The following is a 21,639-nucleotide window of genomic DNA, read 5'->3' on the forward strand; positions in this document are numbered from 1 at the left end:
GCGACGCGGCTCCGTCAATTCCGGGAGAACCCAATATGCAACTGCGCCCCATTTTTCTTGCCGCAACGGCGCTCAGCCTTGCCATGCCCGCGCAGGCGCAGGACAGCCGTCTCGATGCGCTCGAACGCCGTATCGCCGAACAGGACCGGCGGATCGCGGACCTTGAGGCGCTGGTCACCCGGCAAGCGGATCTGCTGCAGCGGACAAGCGCACCGGCTCCGGTCGCCTCGCCCCCCGCACCTGCTCCGGTCCTTGCGGCACCTGCCACCGCAAACGCGGCGCCCGACGGCCTGTTCCGCATTCCCGGCCTCGACGTCGCGGGCGACATGCGCGTCCGTCAGGAATGGAATTTCGTCGACGGCCGCGACCGGTCGCGAACCGCGGTGCGTGCGCGGGTGCGCGCATCCTATGCCGTGTCGGACCATTTTTCGGTGGGGACGCAGATCGCAACCGGCGATCCCGACGACCCCAATTCGACCGACGTGACGCTCGGCAATTTCGTCGATGATTTCCAGATGTCGCTCGATCAGGCGTGGATTCGCTATGCGAACGGCGGCTTCACCACCTATGCCGGCAAGTTCCCGCAGCAGTTCCAGCGGACCGACATGCTGTGGGACGGCGACGTTTCGCCGCAGGGCGTCGCTGCCGCCTATGGCGCGAATATCGGCAAGGCACGCGTCGATGCGCGCGGGCTGTGGTTCGTCATCGACGAGGCCTCGGTCGCCCGCGATAGCGACATGCTCGGCGGCCAGCTGGCGCTTTCGGCGCCCCTCGCCAGCGATTTCAAGGCGGGGCTGACCGGCAGCTATTATCATTATCGCCTCGGTTCGGTCACGGGGGCCGATGCCGGCGATTTCCGCGGCAATCTGGTCTCGGGCGGGCGCTATCTGTCCGACTTTCACCTGCTCGAAGGCATCGGCACGCTAGGCTGGGCCGGGCTGTCGCCGCGCTGGCCGCTGAGCTTCACCGCCGACTATGTCCACAATCTGGGCGCGGCCGTGTCGGGCGACACCGCCTTCAACCTCGAACTTGCCGCCGGCCGCACCGCGCAGCCCGGCGACTGGCGCATCGCCTATAATTATTCGGAAGTTGAGGTCGATTCGGTGCTCGCAGCGTTCAGCCACGACAATATCGACCTGTCGACCAACTATAAGCTGCACGGTTTGGGAATCAGCCATGTGCCGGCACCGCACCTGCAGCTCGACCTGCTCTGGTATCATTATCGCCCGCTCGATCCGGCCTATGCGGGCAGCCTGCCGCCGACCGACTGGCTCGACCGCATCCGCCTCGCCTTCATGGTCAGCTTCTGATGCTGGCGTCCGCGATCGCGCTGGCCGCCTCGGCGGGGTCTGCGGTCGAGACCGCACCGCACCCGACCCACCATGACCACCTGCCGCACAGCCACACCCATGCCCCGGCCGAGATCGACGAGGGCCATGGCCCGATCTTGCTGCAGGTCACCTATACCGGGGAGGTCATGGGCAATGCTTCGGGCGGGCTGCGGCGCGGCACCCGCTATCTCGACAATCTCGACATCGTGTTCGAGGCCGATATGGAAAAGCTCGCCGGCTGGACCGGCGCGCAGGTTCACATCTATGGCCTTTATAACAATGGCCGGTCGATCAGCGACCTGGTCGGCGATACGCAGGCGGTAAGCAATATCGAGGCCGGCACGCGCGCGCTGCGGCTCTATGAAGCCTGGATCGACCAGAAATTAGGCGAAACGCTGTCGCTCAAGGCCGGTCTCTACGACCTCAATTCGGAGTTCGACGCGCTCGACACGGCGGGACTCTTCGTCAGCAGTCCGCACGGCATCGGTACCGACTTCGCGCAGAGCGGCCGCAATGGTCCCTCGATCTTTCCCTCGACTTCGCTGGCGGCGCGACTGCAGTGGGACCCCGCCGACGGCTGGGCGATCCGCGCCGCGGTCCTCGACGGCGTGCCCGGCAATCCCGATCATCCGGGCCGCACCGCGATCCGGCTGGGACATGGCGACGGCGCGCTGCTCGTCGGCGAGGTCCAGGCGCCGCTCGGGGGCGGGAAGCTGCTCCTCGGCCACTGGCACTATACGGCGCGCTTCGACCTGAACGACGGGACGGGAACCGGCCACGGCAATCGCGGAACCTATTTCCGCGGTGAATTTCCGCTGATCGAAAAGGCCGACCGAAAGCTCGATGCCTTTTTCCGGCTCGGCAAGGCGGCCGACCGCTTCAACATGTTCGATGCTTTTGCCAGTGGTGGATTGAAATTCAGCGGCTGGGTGCCGGGACGCGACAAGGACGAGTTCGGCGTCGCTTTCGCGGCCGTCTTCACCTCGGACAGCCATCGCGCGGCAACCGGTGCGACCGCGTCGGAGATGGCGATCGAGGCGACCTATCGCGCGCCGATCGCGCCCTGGCTCACGCTCCAGCCCAGCCTCCACTACATCCGCCGACCGTCCGCCGATCGCACGATTGCCGATGCGCTCGTCATGGGGCTTCGCGCCGAGGCGAGTTTTGCCGTCGCGGGCTTTTAGGCCCGGCGGCGCGACCGATCACCCTATTGCTCCCGGCAGGCCTGTTCCGACCGACCTCAGGGCCGCCCGCGCAACCTTTTGTATTTCAAGGAATGGAGCGGGTGAAGGGAATCGAACCCTCGTCACTTGCTTGGGAAGCAAAAGCTCTACCATTGAGCTACACCCGCGCGCCATCGACGCGTGCCGACGTCCGGCCTTTGCCGCCATCCGCGCCGCCGGTCAATATCGGATGCGAGGACGGTGCTGACGGAAAAACGGGTTGTGGCATCGCCGCGCGGGCAATAGGCGGCATTCCACCGACAAGAAGATGGAAGGATGCCGGTGTTCGATACGCTCACCCTCGCCAGCCTGCCCACCGCGGACGAGGCGCTGCGCCCGGCGATCCGCGCGCTCGCCGATGCGGCGGCGGCGCAGGCCTCCGCCGATGTCCGTGCGCGCTCATGGTCGGGCTTCGATCCCGCGTTCAGCCGCCGCCTCGGCGCGGCGGGTTTCCTCGGTCTTACTTTGCCCAAGGCCTATGGCGGGCAGGAGCGCGGCCCCTTCGCCCGCTTCGTCGTCGTCGAGGAACTGCTCTCGGCGGGCGCCCCGGTCGCGGCGCATTGGATCGCCGACCGCCAGAGCGCGCCGCTGATCCTCAATTACGGCAGCGAGGCGCAACGCGACTATTACATCCCGCGCATCTGCCGCGGCGAACTGGTCTTCTGCATCGGGATGAGCGAGCCGGGGTCGGGTTCGGACCTCGCGAGCGTGCGCACGCGGGCCGAGCGCACCGAAACCGGCTGGCGCGTCAACGGGCAGAAGATCTGGACCACCAACGCGATGCACGGCGATTATATGATCGCGCTGCTCCGCACCTCGGGCACCAGCGAGGACCGCCATGCCGGGCTGTCGCAGCTGATCATAGACCTCAAGGCGCCCGGCGTGACCGTGCGTCCGATCACCGACCTTGCCGGCGACGCCCATTTCGCCGAGGTTTTCTTCGACAATGTCGACCTGCCCGCCGATGCTTTGATCGGCCATGAGGGTGAGGGATGGAAGCAGGTCACCGCCGAACTTGCGTTCGAACGCAGCGGGCCCGAGCGCATCTATTCGAGCGTCGTGCTGCTCGACGCATGGATCGCGCATCTGCGCGGCATGAAGCGCGACGATGCGGCGACGCTGACGCTCGTCGGCGACTTCACCGCGCGCCTCGCAACCTTGCGCGCGATGTCGATCGCCTGCACCGCGCGGCTGGCGCTGGGCGAAAGCCCGGTGACCGAGGCGTCTTTGGTCAAGGACCTCGGCACCGCGTTCGAACAGGAACTGCCGGTGGCGATCGGCGACGATCTCGCCGCGCATCCCGAGGAAGCGGTCGATGCCGAACTCTATCGTACTTTGATGTTTGTCACGCACGTGGCGCCCAGCTTCTCGCTGCGCGGCGGCACGCGCGAGGTGTTGCGCGGGATCATCGCGCGCGGAATGGGGCTACGCTGATGAGCGAATTTCTCGAACCCTTCGAGCGGATGCTCGAGGATATCGCGCCCCCCGCCGCGGTGCGCGCGATCGAACAGGGCAGCAGCATCGACACGATGTGGAGAGCCTTCGCCGAGTCGGGCTTCCTCGATGCGCTGGTGCCCGAGGAGCGCGGCGGCGCAGGCCTGCCACTTTCCGAGGTGCAGCCGCTGTGGATGGCGCTCGGCCGCCATGCGGTACCATTGCCGGTCGGCGAAACGATGATCGCGCGGGCGCTGCTCGCCGATGCGCCCGAAGCTCCGGTCGCGCTGGCGGTCGCCGAAGGTGCGGCCGTCGTCGTGCCATGCGGACTGGTCGCGGCGCATCTTCTGGTCGAATCGGGTGATGGTCTCCATCTGATCGAAGCGAAGGGCGAAGCAACCGGCGTACCCGCGAGCCTCGCCGCGCGGTTCGATCTCGCCGCGCTGCCCGCGCCGGTCGTGCCCGCGCCCGAAGGCAGCCTTCGTGGCCTCGCTGCGATCCTGCGCGCGGCGCTGATCGCGGGCGCCGCCGAGCGGCTCACCGCGATGACCGCCACCTATGCCAATGAGCGCGTCCAGTTCGGCAAGCCGATCGGCCGCCAGCAGGCGTTGCAGCAGCAGATGGCGGTGATGGCCGAGGAAATGGTCGCCGCGCGCGTCGCGTCGCAGCTCGGCTGCGCAGGCGCCTTCCCGCCGTCGCTCGTGGCCGCCGCCACGGCCAAGTCGGTCGCGAGCCGCGCCGCCGCGTGCGTCGCTGCCACTGCGCATGCGGTGCATGGCGCGATCGGGATCAGCGAGGAGTACGACCTCCAGCTCTTCACCCGCCGCCTCCACGAATGGCGCCTCGCCGACGGGTCGGAGACCTATTGGAACCGCCTGCTCGGTGCCGCGCGGCTGGGCGATGCCGGCCGGTCGGTCGACTATGTGCGCGAGGCTTTCACCTAGCGCGCCGATTCGAGGATCGTCTCCATCGCGACGAAGGTCGAGGTGCTCGCGACATGCGGCAGGCTCGAAATCTTCTCGCCCAGCACGATGCGATAGCGGCGGATGTCGGGGGTGCGAACCTTAAGCAGATAGTCGAAGCTGCTCGCGATCATGTGGCATTCCTCGACCTCGGGGATCCGCCGCACCGCCTGATTGAACCGGCGCAGCGCATCCTCGCGCGTGTCGGACAATTTGACCTCGGTGAAGGCGACATGGTCGAGGCCGACCTTGGCGGGATCGACGATCGCGCGAAAGCCGGTGATCAGTCCGCTGTCGACCAGCCGTTTGACGCGTAACTGGCACGGCGTCTTCGACAGCCCGACCTGCGCCGCGAGGTCAGTGTAGGTGATCCGCCCGTCGCGGCCGAGAATGGCCAGAATCTTGCGGTCGAACTCGTCCAGATCGACCAAGGATGCGGTGTTTTTCATGTAATCAGACTAAACTGATGCCAATATTTGGTCAAAATATATATGCTGTGAGGAAAATCAAGTCGAATCGACTTCATCCAATCTGCTATGAAGTCGCCATGACCCAGCCCACCGACCGCGCCGCCATCCGCGCCCTCGCCCGCCGCCCCGAAACCGATATCGTCGCCGACCTGCGCGCCGACCTCGCCCGATCGCCCGCCACCGTCGAGGCGACCACCGCGCGCGGGCTGGCGCTGATCCGCAAGGCGAAGGCCGAGGGCGAGCGCGAGACGCTCGTCGCCCAGCTGATGAACCGCTATCGCCTGTCGACCGAGGAAGGCGTGGTGCTGATGTGTCTCGCCGAGGCGTTGCTGCGCGTGCCCGACAGCGCGACCGCCAATGCGTTGATCCGCGACAAGATCGCCGGCCGGCACTGGAACGAGGGGGACAACGAAGACAGCCCACTGATCGTCGCGCTGTCGGCGCGCGGCCTGTCGCTCGGCTCGGCGACGCTGATGCTGGGGGCGATGGGCAGCAAGGCGAACCCGCTCGCGCTGCTCAAATCGATGATCCGCCGTTCGGGCGAGCCGGTGATCCGCCAGGCGTCGCTCGCCGCGATGAAGATGCTCGGCCAGCAGTTCGTGATGGGCGAGACAATCGACGCCGCGGTCAAGCGTGCCGACAAGGAGAAGGGCGAACTCGCGAGCTTCGATATGCTCGGCGAAGCGGCACGCACGGCGGAAGACGCGCAGCGCTATTTTGACAGCTATGCGAATGCGATCACGCGAATTGGCAAGAGCGCCAAACCGGGCGATCCGCACACCAATCATGGTATTTCGATCAAGCTGTCGGCGCTCCACCCGCGCTATGAATATCTGCAAGGCGCGCGCGTTCGCGAGGAACTCATCCCGCGCGTCATCACCCTCGTCCGCGCCGCGCGCGCGGTGAATATTCCGCTGATGATCGATGCCGAGGAAAGCGACCGGCTCGAACCGCATATGGATGTGTTTGGCGCGCTGATCGACGCGGGATTGGCCGATGACTGGACCGGACTCGGCATCGTGATCCAGGCCTATCAGAAGCGCGCGCCCGAGGTGATCCGCTGGGTCGCGGCAAAGGCGCGTACGCGCGGGGTTAAACTGTCGATGCGGCTGGTGAAAGGCGCCTATTGGGATACCGAGATCAAGCGCGCACAGACGATGGGCCTCGCCGACTTCCCCGTCTTCACCGCGAAAAATCACACCGACCTCAATTACATGCATTGCGCGCAGATATTGCGCGAGGCGCAGGACGCGATCTTCCCCGCCTTTGCCAGCCATAATGCAATGACGCTCGCCTTCGTTGCCGAGCTGTTCACAGGCGCCGATTACGAACTGCAGCGGCTCCACGGCATGGGCGAGGGCGCGCATGACGCCATCGTCGGCCTCTTCCCGCCGCCGCGCCCGGTGCGCGTCTATGCCCCCGTCGGCACCCACCGCGACCTGCTCGCCTATCTCGTCCGCCGCCTGCTCGAAAATGGCGCGAACTCCAGCTTCGTCCACCAATTCTCGGACCCCGACGTGACCGCCGAACAGCTTGCGGTCGATCCGCGCAGCATCGCGAGCAAGCCCTCGACGATCGCGACCGGCCGCACCCTGCTCGACCCCGAGCGCCGCAATTCGCGCGGCTACGACCTCGGCGAGCCCGGCGTGGCCGAAGCGCTGATGGCGGCGATCGCCCAGGCGCGCCGCGCGAACCCGGTTGCCGCCCCGATCGTCGCGGGCCGCAGCCTCGACGGCAAGTCCGAGCCCGTCCACAACCCCGCGACCGGCGTCGTCATCGGCTCGGTGATCGAGGCCGACGCCGCGGCGGTCGATACCGCCGTCGCCGCATCGCGTCAGGTGCAGGAGCATTGGAGTCTCGCCGGCGGCGCCTTCCGCGCCGAGCGGCTCGAACGCGCCGCCGACCTGCTCGAGGAGCGCGACGCGCTGTTCCTCGGCCTCGCGATCGACGAAGCCGGCAAGACGCTCGTCGACGCGGTCGCCGAGGTCCGCGAGGCGGTCGATTTCCTGCGCTATTATGCGGGCCAGACGCGCGCGCATTTCACCCACCCGCTGCCGCTCCCCGGCCCGACCGGCGAACGCAACGAGCTGATGCTCGAGGGCAAGGGCATTTTCGCGTGCATCAGCCCGTGGAATTTCCCGCTCGCGATCTTCCTCGGCCAGGTGTCGGCGGCGCTCGCCGCGGGCAATGCCGTGCTCGCGAAGCCCGCCGAACAGACCCCGCTGATCGCGCACGCCGCGGTCGAACTGCTCCACGAAGCGGGCATTCCCGCCGAAATTCTCCATTTTCTCCCCGGCCGCGGCGAGACCGTCGGCGCGGCGGTGACGGGACATGACGACGTCATTGGGGTCGCCTTCACCGGCTCGACCGAGGTCGCGCGCCTGATCAACCGCAGCCTTGCGATGCGCGACGGCCCGATCGCGACGCTGATCGCCGAGACCGGCGGCGCCAACGCGATGATCGTCGATTCGACCGCGCTCCCCGAACAGGTCACGCGCGACGCCGTCGCGTCGGCCTTCCAGTCGGCGGGCCAGCGCTGTTCGGCGCTGCGCCTGCTCTGCGTGCAGGAGGATGTCGCCGATACGATGATCGAGATGGTCGCAGGCGCGATGGCCGAACTCGACGTCGGCGATCCCGCGCTGCTCGCGACCGACACCGGCCCGATCATCGACGAGGAAGCGCAGGCCAATATCGCGACTTATGTGGCCGAGGCGCGAACTGAGGGCCGCGTGATCGCCGAGGCGGGCGGTGACCTGCCCCCCGGCGGCCATTTCGTCCGCCCCGCGTTGATCCGCCTCGACCATGTCACCGACCTGAAGCGCGAAATCTTCGGCCCCGTGCTGCATGTCGCGACATGGAAGGGCGGCGAGCTCGACGCGCTGATCGATGCGATCAACGCCTCGGGCTATGGTTTGACCTTGGGCATCCATACCCGCATCGACGGCGTCGCGGCGCACGTCGCGGCGCGCGCGGCGGTGGGCAATGTCTATGTGAACCGCAACCAGATAGGCGCGATCGTCGGCTCGCAACCGTTCGGCGGCCGCGGCCTGTCGGGCACCGGGCCCAAGGCCGGCGGCCCCCACTATCTGTTCCGCTTCGCCGAGGAAAAATCGATCTCGACCGACATCACCGCCGCGGGCGGCAATGCGGCGCTGATGGCAGGCTAGGGCGCCGCCTTGATCGACATCGCGACGTTGCGCGCGGCGCGCATCTTGCCCGCGACGCCGCCGCCCTTGCCGGGATCGTCATAGGTATAGACCGCGACGACCTTATTCGCGGCGCTGGTGATGCAGCCGCCAAGGATGATCGGATAGCTGACCCCGCCGCCGTTGACGTTCAACGTGCCGCCCAGATAGGCGCAATCGCCGTCGGTGCCGCGCGGTGCGATATCGCCCTGGATATCGACCGGCGTGCTGAACGCGTCCGAAAGACCCTTGGCGGCGTCGGCGGTCGCCGCCTTGCCCGTCGCGCCCGATTGCCATTCGGCCTTGCCGAATTCGGCGCCGAGCGCGGTGAGCAGTTCGGCGCGCGGGATGCGCGTCGCCAGCGCGTTTTGGGGCGTCTTGATCAGCATATAGTCATTGCCTGGTCCCTCGGCACGCCCGGCCTTGTCGCAGCGGATCAGCGTCGCGAGCGTGATATTATCCTTGTCGCCCGTCGCCAGTGTATCGGCGATCAACTTGTCCTTGTTCACCGGCACGCAATAGCCCGCCGGAATCGTGGCGGTCAGCGTGACGTCATGGACCGTGAAGGTCACGTCGGCCGCCTCTGCGGCACCCGGCACCATCATCGCGCCCGCCACCAAAGCCCATTTCATCATCGGTCCAATCCCCCTCAAGCCCCCGGCACGCCGAGCATCTGCGCCTGCGCCTTCAATCGTCCCGCCGCGCCCGGATTGGCTGCGATCCCGTCCTTCAAGGCCTGCGCCGCCTTCGCCGTCTCGCCCAGCGTCATACGGCTGCGCATCAGCATGATCCAGCGGTCGACGTCGGCGGGATTGGCCTTCAACTTCGTCTCCAGCCCATCGACCATGCCCTGGATCATCGCGTCCTGCTGGCCCTTGGGCAGCTGTGACGCCGCCTCCATGTCGGACCGACTTGGCCCCGGAATGGCGCGCGCCGCAACCGGAATTTCATTGGGGGTCAACGGCCGCGCTTGCGTTTTCGCGAGCCGACCCGCGACCTCGATCTTGTGGATCGCGCCGACCTGTTCGATCGTCCGGCGGAGGTCGGCCTCCCACGGCGCGCCCTGCGGCGTGTCCTCGAGCAGCGCGAACCAGTCGGCGATCGCGCCCTTGTGATCGCCGCCGACGTCCTTTTTCACCGCGCGGAAATAGCGCGCGCGCGGGTCCCTGGGGTCGAGCGCGATCGCCTTGTCGAACGCCTGCAAAGCCGCCGGCGGCATCGGGTCGCTCTGGCTTGCCATCACTCGCGCCTCGCCGAGCGCCGACCACAGCCCCGCCGATTCGGGCGAAAGCCCCACCGCCTTTTCATATGCTGTTGCCGCGCCGCCGAAATTGCCGAGGTCGAATCGCGCCGCGCCGAGTTGCATCCACGCGTCGGCGCTGTTCGGTTCGCTGCGCGTTCGCGCCTCGAGTGCGGCGAGCTGGTCCGACGGCGCCGCGGTCGGCTGTGCCGCCGCACCGTCGCTTCCGGGCGCCGAATCGCGCCAGATCGCGTAGCCGATCGCCCCCGCCAGCAGCAGGACGGCCGCGATCAGGATTGCGCCGTTAGCCCGCGTCATACCACCCGCCATCTTCTTGCTCTCGCTCATTTTTGCCCCTCTTGTGCGCGTGCGAAAAAATCGGCGCGATGCGCGCTCGCGACTTGCCTTTGCCGGACGATGGTGTAGCCTTTGAAGGGCGAGGTCGGTCAACGACAAAATCGTAAAGGGGTCGCACCGATTTTCCCAGCCAACAGGGGAGGGGTGCATGGCAGTTACAGATCACGTCGATTTCAAGACGTTCATGGAGGGTGTGTCGAAGCGCAACCCGGGCCAGCTGGAGTTCGTCCAGGCGGTTCAGGAAGTCGCCGAGGACATCTTCGACTTCATCAAGGACAAGGAAGAATATCACGCGCAGCAGATATTGCGGCGCATTGCCGAACCCGACCGGGTCGTGTCCTTCCGCGTCTGCTGGGAAGACGATAACGGCAATATCCGCGTCCAGCGTGGCTGGCGGGTCCAGAACAACAACGCCATCGGTCCGTACAAGGGCGGCATCCGTTTCCACCCCTCGGTCACCGAATCGGTGCTCAAATTCCTCGCCTTCGAACAGACGTTCAAGAACGCACTGACCGGGCTGCCGATGGGCGGTGGCAAGGGCGGGTCGAACTTCAACCCCAAGGGCAAGAGCGTGCGTGAGATCATGCGCTTCTGCCAGAGCTTCATGACCGAGCTGTACCGTCACATCGGCGCCGACATCGACGTGCCTGCGGGCGACATCGGCGTTGGCGGGCGCGAGATCGGCTTCATGTTCGGCCAGTATAAGCGCATCACCAACGAATTCACCGGGGTGCTCACCGGCAAGGGCCTCGAATGGGGCGGCTCGCTGATCCGCACCGAAGCGACGGGTTATGGCGCGGTCTATTTCCTCGCCAACATGCTCGCGGCCAAGGGGCAAGACCTTGTCGGCAAGACGGCGGTGATCTCGGGATCGGGCAATGTCGCGACCCACGCCGCCGAAAAGATCGTCCAGCTGGGCGGCAAGGTACTGACGCTGTCCGATTCGGGCGGCTTCATCCACGATCCCGACGGCATCACGCAGGAAAAGATCGACTGGGTGAAAGCGCACAAGACGCACCGTCGCGGCCGGATCGAGGATTATTGCACCGAGTTCAAGGGCGCGAGCTTCACCGCGGGCAAGACGCCGTGGGGTGTCAAGTGCGATGTCGCGCTGCCCTGCGCGACGCAGAACGAGCTGCTCGGCGACGATGCCAAGGAGCTGGTGAAGAATGGCTGCATCGCGGTCAGCGAAGGCGCCAACATGCCGACCAACCTCGAAGGCGTGCATGCGTTCAAACATGCCAAAATCATGTTCGCGCCGGGCAAGGCCGCCAACGCCGGCGGCGTCGCGGTGTCGGGTCTCGAAATGAGCCAGAACAGCGGTCGTCGCAGCTGGAGCGAGGGTGAACTGCAGCAGATGCTCAAGGACATCATGGACGGCATCCACAAAAGCTGCCTGACCCATGGCGACCAGGGCGACGGCTATATCGATTATGTGAAGGGTGCCAATATCGCCGGCTTCAAGAAAGTCGCCGATGCGATGCTGGCGTTCGGAGTGGTTTGAGTTTCGAGCCAGGACGCAAACGTCCGGTTCGGATAACAAGGGGTTCTGCGATGACGACGCACGCTGGACAGGAGCGCCGCGATCGGCCTTCGGCGGCGTTCGCCGTCGTCCGGCCCGGACTCGCGGCCTTCGCCGCGCTTGTGCTGTTGCTGACGGCGCTCGCCGTCGCGGCCGTCATCGCCGCCCCGCCCGCCCGCTCGCAGGGCGAGGCCGGCGGGCGCTATACCGGGGTCGCCTCGTGCGCCGGGTCGACCTGTCACGGACGGATGGAGGGTGACGGCGCCGTCGTCCGTCAGGACGAGCTGATGAAATGGCAGGAACCCTCGACCCCCGGCGGCGCGCACAGCCGCGCTTGGGCAGTGCTGAGCAACAGCCGCAGCCAGTTCATCGCACGCAATCTGGGACTGAAGGATGCCGCGACCGCGCCGATGTGCCTCGGCTGTCACAGCAGCAAGGGCGCGATCGACGCGGCCGGCGGCGCGCAGCGCGGTACCGTGCCGCTCGAGGACGGCGTCGGCTGCGAATCGTGCCACGGCCCCGCCGGCGGCTGGATCGCCAGCCACTATGCCGGGATCGGTACCAACGCCGACCCCGACCGCGAGAGCCGCGACAAACATCTCGCCAACCTGTCGGCGGGCCTGAAAAAGCTCGAGGATCCGGTGGTGCGCGCGGGCGTGTGCGTCGACTGCCATTTCGGTTCGGCGGGCGAGGGGCAGTTCGTTACCCACCGGATCATGGCGGCCGGTCACCCGCGAATCAGCTTCGAACTCGACCTCTTCTCCTCGCTCCAGGCGCATCACCAGGAAGACGCCGATTATGGCTGGCGCAAGTTCGGCGCCGCGAACGCGCGCACCGACCATGTCCAGATGTGGGCGATCGGACAGGCGACGGCTCTCGAACGCAGCCTTCAGCTCTTCCAGTCGAAGCGCGGGACCGAAGGCATGTTCCCCGAATTCTACTTCCTCGACTGCCACAGCTGCCACCGCCGCATCTATGACCAGGCCAAGCCGGTGAAGACCAGCATGGGCAATGCCGGCCGCAACATCCCCGAGGGCATGCCGCCCTATAATGACGAGAATCTGATCATGCTCGCCGCCGCCGCGCGTATCGCCGCCCCCGCCCTCGCCGACCAGCTCGCGGCGCGCACCGCCGCCTTCCACCGCGCGATGACGATCGACCGCGACAGCGCCAAGGCGGCGGCGGCGCAACTCGGCCAGACCGTCGCGGCGCTCAAATCGGCCTTCGCCTCGCGCAATTTCTCGGGCGCCGACGCCTTCGCGCTCGTCGACGCGATTTCGGCCAAGGCGATCAATGATCGCCTCACCGATTATTCGGGATCGCAACAGGCGGTAATGGGGGTCGATACGCTGCTCAATTCGATGGTCTCGTCGGGGCGGATCACCGTCGGTGCCGCAGCGGGAATCCGCGGAGACATCGATCGCGCCTATGCCGCGGTGAAGGACCCCAATGCCTATAAACCCGCCGAATTCCAGGCCTCGCTCGGTAGCGCGGTGCGCGCCATCCGGGCGCTGCGCTGATCGTCATGCCGAACCATAGTCGCCTTTTCCGCTCGACCGCCTTGGCCGCGATGGCCACCCTGCTCCTGTCCTCGTGCGGGGGGCGGTGGTGGTGGCACCCCACGCCCACCCCGACACCGACCCCCGCGCCAACCCCGACCCCGACCGGCAGCGTCTTCACCCAGCCGGGCAGCGAATCGCTGAGCGTCGCCGACGTTCAGGCGGTGATGGCTGGCGCCATCGCCGAGGCGCAGGCGCAGGGCCTGCCGTCGGTGATCGCGGTGACCGACCGCGTCGGCAACGTCCTCGGCATTTTCCGCATGAACGGCGCGCGCGCCAACGCGACGACCGGTGCGGCGCCCAATGGCGTCAACATGGATGCGCAGAATGTCACCGTCCCGGCCGAAGCCGGCGCGATCGCGAAGGCGGTGACCGGCGCCTATCTGTCGAGCGCGGGCAACGCCTTTTCGTCACGCACCGCGAGCCAGATCGTCCAGCAACATTTCCCGCCCGCGCCGACCACCGTCGGTCTCGAAAGCGGGCCTTTGTTCGGCGTGCAGTTCAGCCAGCTGCCGTGCAGCGACCTCAGCGCGCGCTTCGGCGCGCCCGGCGGCGCGGCGCTGATCGGACCCAAACGCTCGCCGCTCGGCCTGTCGGCCGACCCCGGCGGCCTGCCGCTCTACAAGAATGGCAAGCTGGTCGGCGGCATCGGGGTGATGGGCGACGGCGTTTACGGCAGCGACGCCAACACGCTCGACATCGACAATGATGCCGAGGAGTTCATCGCACTCGCCGGAACGCGCGGCTTCGAGGCGCCGACGAGCATCACCGCCGACAAGATCACCGTCGACGGCACCACCCTGCGCTTTTCCGACGCCACCTATGGCGGCCTGAAATCATCGACCGGCGCGAGTTTCGCGAGCTTCAACGGCGTTGCGGGCAATCTGGTCGCGGTGATCGGCTATGCCAATGCCGCGATCATCGCGGGTACCGTCTATGGCACCGAGGCATCGGGCATGCGCCCCTCGACCGCCGCCGAGTTCAGCAACCGTGACGCCTATGTGCTCACCGACGGCAGCGGCACCAACCGCTATCCGGTCCGCGCCGCCACCGACGCCGCCAGCAACAGCGCGCCACTGACCCAGGCCGAAGTGCGCGCGGTAATGGAAGAGGCTTTCACGATCATTAGCCGCGCGCGCGGCCAGATCCGCCGCCCGCTCGACAGCCGCGCGCAGGTGTCGGTCAGCGTCGTCGATACGCATGGCGCGGTGCTCGGCATCGTTCGCTCGCCCGACGCGCCGATTTTCGGCACCGACGTTTCGTTGCAGAAGGCGCGCACCGCGACCTTTTTCTCGAACGCGATCGCCGGCGCCGACTTGAGCGCCAATGCCAGCGCCGACGTGCGCCAGTTCGTCACCGCAACGCGCAGCTTTCTGAACGATCCGGCGGCGCTGACCGGCACCCATGCCTTCTCCGATCGCGCGAACGGCAATCTGTCGCGCCCCTATTTCCCCGATGGCGAGGTCGGGCGCCCGAACGGCCCGCTGTCGCGCCCGATCGCGCAGTTCAATCCCTTCTCGACCGGGCTGCAATCGGCGCTGATCATCGGCAATATCGGGCAGCATCTGGGATTCGTCACGGGCGCCAGCGCGACCGACACGCCGCAGCGCTGCACGACGCTGCCCGACACGCCGTCGGGCACCAACCGGCTGCAGAACGGCATCCAGATCTTCCCCGGCTCGGTTCCCATCTATCGCGGCAACCAGCTCGTCGGCGGCATCGGCGTGTCGGGCGACGGCATCGATCAGGATGACATGATCAGCTTCCTTGGCGCGCATAATGGCGGCGCGCGTGTCGGCGGCATCGGCAATGCGCCGCCCGCGATCCGCTCGGACCGCATCATCGTCAATCTCGCCGGCGGCGCCTCGGTGCGGCTGCGCTATATCGGCTGTCCGTTCGCGCCCTTCCTCGACACGGCGCAGCAAAATGTCTGCGATGGGCTATAGGATATGAGCCTCGTGGGAAGCAGCCTTTGGCCGATCATCGCCAGTCTGGCGGCGCAAAGCGCCCCGGGCGACGTGGCCGAACCGGTGCCCGCCGATCCCCCGGTCGTAACGACCGAAAGCCCGACCGCAGAACCGTCGCTCGACGACCTCACCCCGCCGCCACCGCCGGTCGACTGGCAGCAGATGATGAGCGACGATCTGATGACCCAGATCATCGACGGTCGTCGCCGTCCGGGATACCGCCCCGACTTGCCCGACCAGCTTACCCAAGACAATATCGGGGCGCTGCGCCCGCCACCGCCCGAGGCCTTTCCGGGCATGGAAAACCAGCTGCCGGTCCCCGATCGCTGGCGACTGATCGAGAGCCTTGGCGTCGTCAAGGAACGCTGGTTCGATCCCTATCACCAGAACACCTACAAGGGCGACCGGCCGATCTGCATCCCGACCGAAGAGGAGCAGGAACTGCGCGCGCGGGCCGGCGAAGTGCGCTGCAAGACGCCAAAATTCCTTGGACTGAAGGGCGACGACTGGTTTTTCGTCGTCAACGCCATTTCGGACACGGTGTTCGAACCGCGCACCTTTCCGATCCCGGTCGGCGTCCAGACCACGTCGCGCCCCGGCAGCCTCGACGTGTTCGGCAAGAACCGCAGCTTCGTCGCGGCGCAGACCTTCATTGTCGGCGCGGCGTTGATCAAGGGGTCGACCGCGTTCAAGCCGCCCGACATCGAATATCGCGTCACGCTGGCCTATCAGGCGAACTATGTCGACGTGCCCGAACGGCGCGTGCTCGACGTGCGCCCATCGAAGAAAAGTCACCGTTTCGACCATTTCATCGGCGTGCAGGAATTGTTCGTCGACAAGCATCTCGGCAACGACAGCGACCGCTTTGACTTCCACTCGATCCGTGTCGGTATCCAGCCGTTCCAGAGCGATTTTCGCGGCTTCCTGTTCCAGGATTCGCAGCTCGGCGTCCGCTTTTTCGGCAACCGCGACAACAACCGCTTCCAATATAATCTCGCGGCCTTCTGGCGGCTGGAGAAGGACACCAACAGCGGCCTCAACGACATCACCCAGACCCCGCGCGACGATTTCGTCTTCACCGGCAATCTCTATCGCCAGGATTTCCCGTTCGTCGGGCTGACCAGCCAGGTCAGCGTGACCTATAATATGAACCGCGAAAAGAACGACGTTCAGATCGACCATAATGGTTTCCCGGTGCGCCCGGCGCTGCTCGGCGACCTGCGCGGGCGTGAATATGATGTCGTCTATCTGGGGTACAGCGCCGACGGCCGCATCGGGCGGATAAACCTGACCGCGAGCTTCTACGCCGCGCTGGGTGAGGACCGGAACAGCTTCTTCACCAGCAAGCCCGCCAAGATCCGCGCGGGCTTCGGCGCGGTCGAACTCAGCTACGATCACGACTGGATGCGCTTCCGCCTGTCGGGCCTCTACGCCACCGGCGACCGCGACCCGTATAACAACACCGAAGGCGGCTTCGACGCGATCTTCGAAAATCCGATCTTCGGCGGCGCCGACACCAGTTACTGGATCCGCCAGACGATCCCCTTCGCCGGCGGCGGTCGCGTCATCGCGATCTCGGGCCGCAACGGCATCCTGAATTCGCTGCGCTCGTCGAAGGAAGAGGGGCAGTCGAACTTCAACAACCCCGGCACCGTCTTCGTCGGTGTCGGCGGCGATTTCGACCTGTCGCCCGAAGTGCGCGTCAGCACCAATTTCAACCATCTGTGGTTCGCCGACACCTCCAGCCTGCAAGTGCTGCGCAGCGAGGGAACGATCCCCAAGGATATCGGCTTCGACCTCTCGGTCGCCGGGATCTGGCGACCCAAGGCGACGCAGAATATCGTCGGACGCCTCAGCGCCGCGGTGCTGTTGCCAGGCAAGGGGTTCAAAGACCTGTTCGACAACAAAGAGGGTGACGACGCCTATCTCTCGATCCTCGCCAATGTGATTGTGAGTTTCTAGATCATGGCCCGCAAGCTCCTCGCCCTCCTTGCCTTCGTCCTGATGGGCGCGAGCCTAGCCGTCTCGATGGTGCGCGCGGCCGAGGGCGAAAAGCCGGTGAAGGTCGAATATCGCTTCAGCCCTCCGGCGCCCAAGGAGCAGCCCGGGGCGACCTTCGCCGAGCGCGAGGCTGCGGTGCTCGCAAAATCGAAGGGCTGCTACAGCTGCCACACCCAGACCGACGCCCCATCGATGCACGCGACCCCCGCGGTGCAACTCGGCTGCGTCGATTGCCATGGCGGCGACGCCGAATCGCCCGCGGCTTTCGGCAACGCGAAGCTCGGTTACGACAATCCGTACAATCTCGAGGCAATGAAGGTCGCGCATCCGCAGCCGACGCTGCCGAACAGCTGGGGTCACAGCTCCGCGAATCCGAAACGCAGCTACACCTTGCTCAACAAGGAAGCGCCCGAGTTCATCCGCTTCATCAATCCCAGCGACTATCGCGTCGCACGCGAGGCTTGCGGGGCGTGCCACCTTGAGGTGATCGAGGCGACCGAACGCTCGATGATGTCGACGGGGGCGATGCTGTGGGGCGGTGCGGCCTATAACAACGGCATCGTACCCTATAAGAACTACGTCTTCGGCGAGGCCTATACCCGCAAGGGCGAGGCCGCCTGCATATTGTCGCCGACCACCTCGATGACGCCCGAGGAATATAAGAACGCCTGCGACCCCAAGGTCGCGTTCGACAAGATCCTGACCGACAAGGAGCGCGCGCGCGGCGCGCTCGCCAAAATGTATCCGCTGCCGCGCTGGAGCGTGCTCCCGCCGGGCGACGTCTTCCGCGTGTTCGAACGCGGCGGGCGCAACATCAACACGCAATTCCCCGAAATCGGCCTGCCCAACCCGACCGGCAGCATCCAGCGGCTCGAGGAGCCGGGGCGCCCCGACCTCAAACAATCGAACCGCGGCCCCGGCACCGGGCTGCGCGTGTCGATCCCCGTGCTCAACATCCACAAGACCCGCCTCAACGATCCTTTGATGTGGTTCATGGGTACCAACGACCAGCCGGGCGATTATCGCCACTCAGGCTGTTCGGGCTGTCACGTCATCTATGCCAACGACCGCGAACCACGCCACAGCCTGACCTATTCGCAGTTCGGCCGCGACGGGGAGACTGCGACGATCGACCCGACGATCCGCGACCGCAAATACAAGGCCGACGACGGCCATGGCGACAGTCACGGCGGCGGGGGCACCGAGCATGGCGATCCCGCCAAGCACGCGCCCGATCCCGACCAGCACGGCGGGCTGATCAACCCCGCCGATGCCGCGGCGGGGCCGCAGGTGTTCGCGAAAAAGGAGCGTCTCGAAGCGGGGCACCCGATTAAGCACACCTTCACCCGCTCGATCCCGACGTCGCAGTGCATGTCCTGCCACATGCACCAGCCGAACATCTTTCTGAACTCCTATCTCGGCTACACGATGTGGGATTATGAATCCGACGCGCCGCAAATGTGGCCGGGTCCGAACAACACCGCACCGCGCCCGCCGGGGATGAGCGACGCGGACTATCAGAAGAAATACAAGCAGCAGCATTATCCGACCGCGGCCGAGGTGCATAAGACCCTCGAACGCAACCCCGAGGCCGCAGCGACGCGCGGACTGTGGGCCGACGTCGAATTCCTGCGCGACGTCTATGACGTCAACGACACCAACAAGGACACCCAGTTCGCCGACTATCACGGCCATGGCTGGAACTTCCGCGGCATCTTCAAGCGCGACCGCAACGGCAATCTGCTGACAGCCGACGGGAACATGGCGACCTACGGCACCGACCCGAACATCATCGACCCCAAGGACCCGGAGAAATGGCGCAAGAGCTGCAGCCATTACACCGACGTCAAAGAACGCGACCTCTGCCTGTCGAGCGCCGATCCCGGCCGCCCGGGTGTCGAGGGCAAGTTTGTGCCGCCCGGCATCAACCCCGGCAAGGCGGTCCATATGATGGACATCCACGCCGAAAAGGGCATGCAATGCGCCGACTGCCACTTCGCGCAGGACAGCCATGGCAACGGCTATATCCAGGGTGAAGTCGCCAACGCGGTCGAGATCGGGTGCAAGGATTGCCACGGCACCGCCGACGCGCTGCCCAACCTTTTGACCTCGAACGTCGCGGCCCGGCCGCAGGGCACCAACCTCGCGCTGCTGCGCAACCCCGACGGGCGCCGCCGCTTCGAATTCCAGTATAATGACAATGGCGACGTCACCGGGCTGATCCAGCGCTCGATCGTCGATCCGAAACTCGAATGGCAGGTCAGCCTGGTCAAGCAGGCGGTGACCCCCGGGCCGCATTTCAACGCCAAGGCGGCGCGTGCCAAGCTGATGGCGCGCAGCGGCGACGACGACGGCACTTTCGCCTGGGGTCCCGAAGTCGCGAAGGAAGACCGCGCGCACGGCGAAGACAAGATGACCTGCTTCACCTGCCACCTGTCGTGGACGACGAGTTGCGGCGGCTGCCATTTGCCGATCGAGGCGAACTGGAAGACGAGCATGCATCATTTCGAGGGCGAGGAGACGCGCAACTTCGCTACCTACAACCCGCAGGTCGCGCGCGACGAGATGTTCCAGCTCGGCCGGCACCAGCTCACCAAGCCCGGCGAACCCGGCCCGAACGGCGAGGTCCGGGGGATCATCACGCCGGTCCGATCGACCTCGGCGCTCGTGCTGTCGTCGACCAACATCAACCGCGAGCGCATCTATGTGCAACAGCCGCCGATCTCGTCGGCGGGCTATTCGAGCCAGGCCTTCGCACCGCATTTCCCGCACACGGTGCGCCGCCAGGAAACCAAGCAATGCTCGGACTGCCACCTGTCCGAAAATGACGACAACAACGCGATCATGGCGCAGCTCAACCTGCTGGGGACCAACTTCGTCAACTTCGTCGGCCTCAACGTCTGGTCGGGCCTGGAAGACGGCTTCCAGGCGACGCGCGTCACCGAATGGGACGAGCCGCAGGCGGTGATCGGCAGCTACCTCCAGAAATATGCCTATCCCGATTATTGGAAGCTGCACGTCGAGCAGAACGGGCGCGAGCTCAAGAACTGGGTGCGCGGCAAGACCTTCGACAAGAAGGTGTCGGGCGAAAAATATGCGCTCGAGGAATTCGCCAATATCGTCCAGGACACCAGCGGCCGCGTGAACTGCCTGCAACAGCGTGGCGAATATATGTTCGTCGCAGAGGGCAAGGGCGGTTTCCGCGTCTATGACGTCGCGTCGATCGGCAACAAGGGCTTCTCCGAACGCATCATTCGCGCACCCTTCTCGTCGCTGGGTCACGACACCCATGTGAAGACGAAGAACGCCACCTGCATGGCGATCGCGACGACCCAGCCGGTCAGCGTGTCGCGCAACGACCATATCGTGAAGGATTTCCCGCAGAACCACGAACAGGCGATGCACCCCATCTATCGCTATGCGGTGATCACCGACAGCGTCGAAGGGCTGATCCTGGTCGACATCGACACGATGGCCGACGGCGAGTTCCGCAACAACAAGCTGACCCGGGCGCTGACTTGGAACGAGGGCAATGTCCTCGCCGGAGCGCGGCACGTCACGCTCGCGGGGAGTATCGCCTATGTTACCACCGACGCGGGCCTCGTCGTGCTCGACCTGGCCAACCCACTCGCACCCAAGGTGACGGCGCAGTTGCCGCTGACCGATGCGCGCGCCAGCGCGGTTCAGTTCCGCTACCTCTGGATCACCGATGCCGAGGGGGTGAAGCTGTTCGACGTCACCAATCTGGCCCAGCCGGTGCCGGTGCCCTCGGGCACGGTGCGCCTGACCAATGCGCGTAAAATCTATGTCGCGCGCACCTATATGTATGTCGCGGCCAAGGCGGACGGCCTCGTCATCGTCGACGTCACCAAGCCCGCGGCGCCGCTCGTCTGGCCGGGGCAGACCTTCGGCGGCGCGCTCACCGATGCCGAGGATGTGATCGTCGCGTCGACCAACGCTTCGCTCTTCGCCTATGTCGCTGACGGGCGCGCGGGCATCAAGGTGATCCAGCTGACCAGCCCCGACAACGCCGGCCTCTACGGCTTCTCGCCCAAACCCACCCCCGAACTGATCGCCTGGGCCAGAACTCCGGCGCCGGCGCTCGCGCTGTCGAAGGGGCTCGACCGCGACCGCGCAGTTGACGAGACCGGCGGCCAGATGGCGGTATTCGGCCGCCTCGGCTCGCGCCCCTTCACCCGGCCCGAGATGGAGAAATTGTTCCTGAACAGCCGGGGCAATGTCTACAAGGTCCGCGATTCCGATCCGAAGGACGCCAAGCAGGCGGCGGCGTGGCGTGGCCCCGACAAGTTCGGCGGCTAGTCAATCGCGTCCGCCTGTGCGACAGCCTCGCACCGGCGGACCGTCCCGCCGCCTTCCTGTTATGAGAC

The 21,639-nt window shown here is 66.1% G+C and carries 13 protein-coding genes and 1 tRNA gene; 10 read left to right on the forward strand and 4 right to left on the reverse strand.

All coding sequences use genetic code 11. The features are described 5' to 3' along the window. Positions 1-35: 35 nt before the first annotated feature. Entirely contained in the window at positions 36-1,310 is a 1,275-nt protein-coding gene (locus tag EEB18_RS09605) for a putative porin (protein WP_187139993.1), read from the forward strand. After that, positions 1,310-2,515, forward strand: coding sequence for a carbohydrate porin (locus EEB18_RS09610; RefSeq protein WP_187139992.1), 1,206 nt, complete (start codon positions 1,310-1,312; stop codon positions 2,513-2,515). The genes EEB18_RS09605 and EEB18_RS09610 overlap by 1 nt, the downstream gene beginning before the upstream one ends. A 93-nt stretch (positions 2,516-2,608) precedes the next feature. On the opposite strand, the gene EEB18_RS09615 is transcribed toward EEB18_RS09610, so the two are convergent. Next, positions 2,609-2,682: transfer RNA gene (locus EEB18_RS09615), tRNA-Gly, on the reverse strand. A gap of 148 nt (positions 2,683-2,830) precedes the next feature. Between EEB18_RS09615 and EEB18_RS09620 the strand changes: the two genes are divergently transcribed. Beyond that, positions 2,831-3,988 carry an acyl-CoA dehydrogenase family protein gene (locus tag EEB18_RS09620; RefSeq protein WP_187139991.1) on the forward strand — a complete coding sequence of 386 codons (1,158 nt, stop codon included), beginning with the start codon at positions 2,831-2,833 and terminating at the stop codon, positions 3,986-3,988. After that, positions 3,988-4,932: an acyl-CoA dehydrogenase family protein gene (locus EEB18_RS09625; protein ID WP_187139990.1), complete on the forward strand. Its 945-nt coding sequence runs from the start codon at positions 3,988-3,990 to the stop codon at positions 4,930-4,932. Before EEB18_RS09620 ends, EEB18_RS09625 begins: the two co-directional genes overlap by 1 nt. On the opposite strand, the gene EEB18_RS09630 is transcribed toward EEB18_RS09625, so the two are convergent. Next, the gene (locus EEB18_RS09630) at positions 4,929-5,399 is read right to left on the reverse strand and encodes an Lrp/AsnC family transcriptional regulator (RefSeq protein WP_187139989.1); all 471 of its coding nucleotides are present in this window, start codon (positions 5,397-5,399) and stop codon (positions 4,929-4,931) included. The two genes, EEB18_RS09625 and EEB18_RS09630, sit on opposite strands and share 4 nt — an antisense overlap. A gap of 98 nt (positions 5,400-5,497) precedes the next feature. Here EEB18_RS09630 and putA point away from each other — a divergent pair, with 98 nt between their 5' ends. Beyond that, positions 5,498-8,587 carry a bifunctional proline dehydrogenase/L-glutamate gamma-semialdehyde dehydrogenase PutA gene (gene putA / locus EEB18_RS09635; RefSeq protein WP_187139988.1) on the forward strand — a complete coding sequence of 1,030 codons (3,090 nt, stop codon included), beginning with the start codon at positions 5,498-5,500 and terminating at the stop codon, positions 8,585-8,587. On the opposite strand, the gene EEB18_RS09640 is transcribed toward putA, so the two are convergent. Together EEB18_RS09640 and EEB18_RS09645 are read right to left on the reverse strand one after the other, a co-directional pair. Next, positions 8,584-9,240 carry a hypothetical protein gene (locus tag EEB18_RS09640; protein WP_187139987.1) on the reverse strand — a complete coding sequence of 219 codons (657 nt, stop codon included), beginning with the start codon at positions 9,238-9,240 and terminating at the stop codon, positions 8,584-8,586. The two genes, putA and EEB18_RS09640, sit on opposite strands and share 4 nt — an antisense overlap. A 14-nt stretch (positions 9,241-9,254) precedes the next feature. After that, positions 9,255-10,193 carry a tetratricopeptide repeat protein gene (locus tag EEB18_RS09645; protein ID WP_187139986.1) on the reverse strand — a complete coding sequence of 313 codons (939 nt, stop codon included), beginning with the start codon at positions 10,191-10,193 and terminating at the stop codon, positions 9,255-9,257. Positions 10,194-10,350: 157 nt separating this feature from the next. Between EEB18_RS09645 and gdhA the strand changes: the two genes are divergently transcribed. From gdhA to EEB18_RS09670, 5 genes are all read left to right on the forward strand, one after another. Continuing rightward, positions 10,351-11,706, forward strand: a complete 1,356-nt coding sequence (gdhA, locus tag EEB18_RS09650; protein WP_056345060.1) for an NADP-specific glutamate dehydrogenase — start codon at positions 10,351-10,353, stop codon at positions 11,704-11,706. A gap of 50 nt (positions 11,707-11,756) precedes the next feature. Then, entirely contained in the window at positions 11,757-13,244 is a 1,488-nt protein-coding gene (locus tag EEB18_RS09655; protein WP_187139985.1) for a multiheme c-type cytochrome, read from the forward strand. Positions 13,245-13,294: 50 nt separating this feature from the next. After that, complete coding sequence (locus EEB18_RS09660) at positions 13,295-15,229, forward strand: heme-binding protein (protein ID WP_262408185.1); 1,935 nt, start codon at positions 13,295-13,297, stop codon at positions 15,227-15,229. A gap of 183 nt (positions 15,230-15,412) precedes the next feature. Beyond that, positions 15,413-17,212, forward strand: coding sequence for a hypothetical protein (locus tag EEB18_RS09665; protein ID WP_235535653.1), 1,800 nt, complete (start codon positions 15,413-15,415; stop codon positions 17,210-17,212). Positions 17,213-17,215: 3 nt separating this feature from the next. Next, positions 17,216-21,571 (forward strand): hypothetical protein, encoded by a 4,356-nt coding sequence (locus tag EEB18_RS09670; protein WP_187142283.1) that lies wholly within the window; start codon positions 17,216-17,218, stop codon positions 21,569-21,571. Positions 21,572-21,639: the final 68 nt, after the last annotated feature.

Origin of the sequence: Sphingopyxis sp. OPL5 (assembly GCF_003797775.2) — a bacterium.
Lineage (GTDB): Bacteria > Pseudomonadota > Alphaproteobacteria > Sphingomonadales > Sphingomonadaceae > Sphingopyxis.

Bases quoted from the DNA above. Each gene is read 5' to 3' on its own strand.
- EEB18_RS09605 (WP_187139993.1), top strand. From the start codon at position 36: ATGCAACTGCGCCCCATTTTTCTTGCCGCAACGGCGCTCAGCCTTGCC.
- EEB18_RS09630 (WP_187139989.1), bottom strand. From the start codon at position 5,399: ATGAAAAACACCGCATCCTTGGTCGATCTGGACGAGTTCGACCGCAAG.
- gdhA (WP_056345060.1), top strand. From the start codon at position 10,351: ATGGCAGTTACAGATCACGTCGATTTCAAGACGTTCATGGAGGGTGTG.
- EEB18_RS09660 (WP_262408185.1), top strand. From the start codon at position 13,295: ATGGCCACCCTGCTCCTGTCCTCGTGCGGGGGGCGGTGGTGGTGGCAC.
- EEB18_RS09610 (WP_187139992.1), top strand. From the start codon at position 1,310: ATGCTGGCGTCCGCGATCGCGCTGGCCGCCTCGGCGGGGTCTGCGGTC.
- putA (WP_187139988.1), top strand. From the start codon at position 5,498: ATGACCCAGCCCACCGACCGCGCCGCCATCCGCGCCCTCGCCCGCCGC.
- EEB18_RS09625 (WP_187139990.1), top strand. From the start codon at position 3,988: ATGAGCGAATTTCTCGAACCCTTCGAGCGGATGCTCGAGGATATCGCG.
- EEB18_RS09665 (WP_235535653.1), top strand. From the start codon at position 15,413: ATGATGAGCGACGATCTGATGACCCAGATCATCGACGGTCGTCGCCGT.
- EEB18_RS09620 (WP_187139991.1), top strand. From the start codon at position 2,831: ATGCCGGTGTTCGATACGCTCACCCTCGCCAGCCTGCCCACCGCGGAC.
- EEB18_RS09670 (WP_187142283.1), top strand. From the start codon at position 17,216: ATGGCCCGCAAGCTCCTCGCCCTCCTTGCCTTCGTCCTGATGGGCGCG.
- EEB18_RS09655 (WP_187139985.1), top strand. From the start codon at position 11,757: ATGACGACGCACGCTGGACAGGAGCGCCGCGATCGGCCTTCGGCGGCG.
- EEB18_RS09645 (WP_187139986.1), bottom strand. From the start codon at position 10,193: ATGAGCGAGAGCAAGAAGATGGCGGGTGGTATGACGCGGGCTAACGGC.
- EEB18_RS09640 (WP_187139987.1), bottom strand. From the start codon at position 9,240: ATGATGAAATGGGCTTTGGTGGCGGGCGCGATGATGGTGCCGGGTGCC.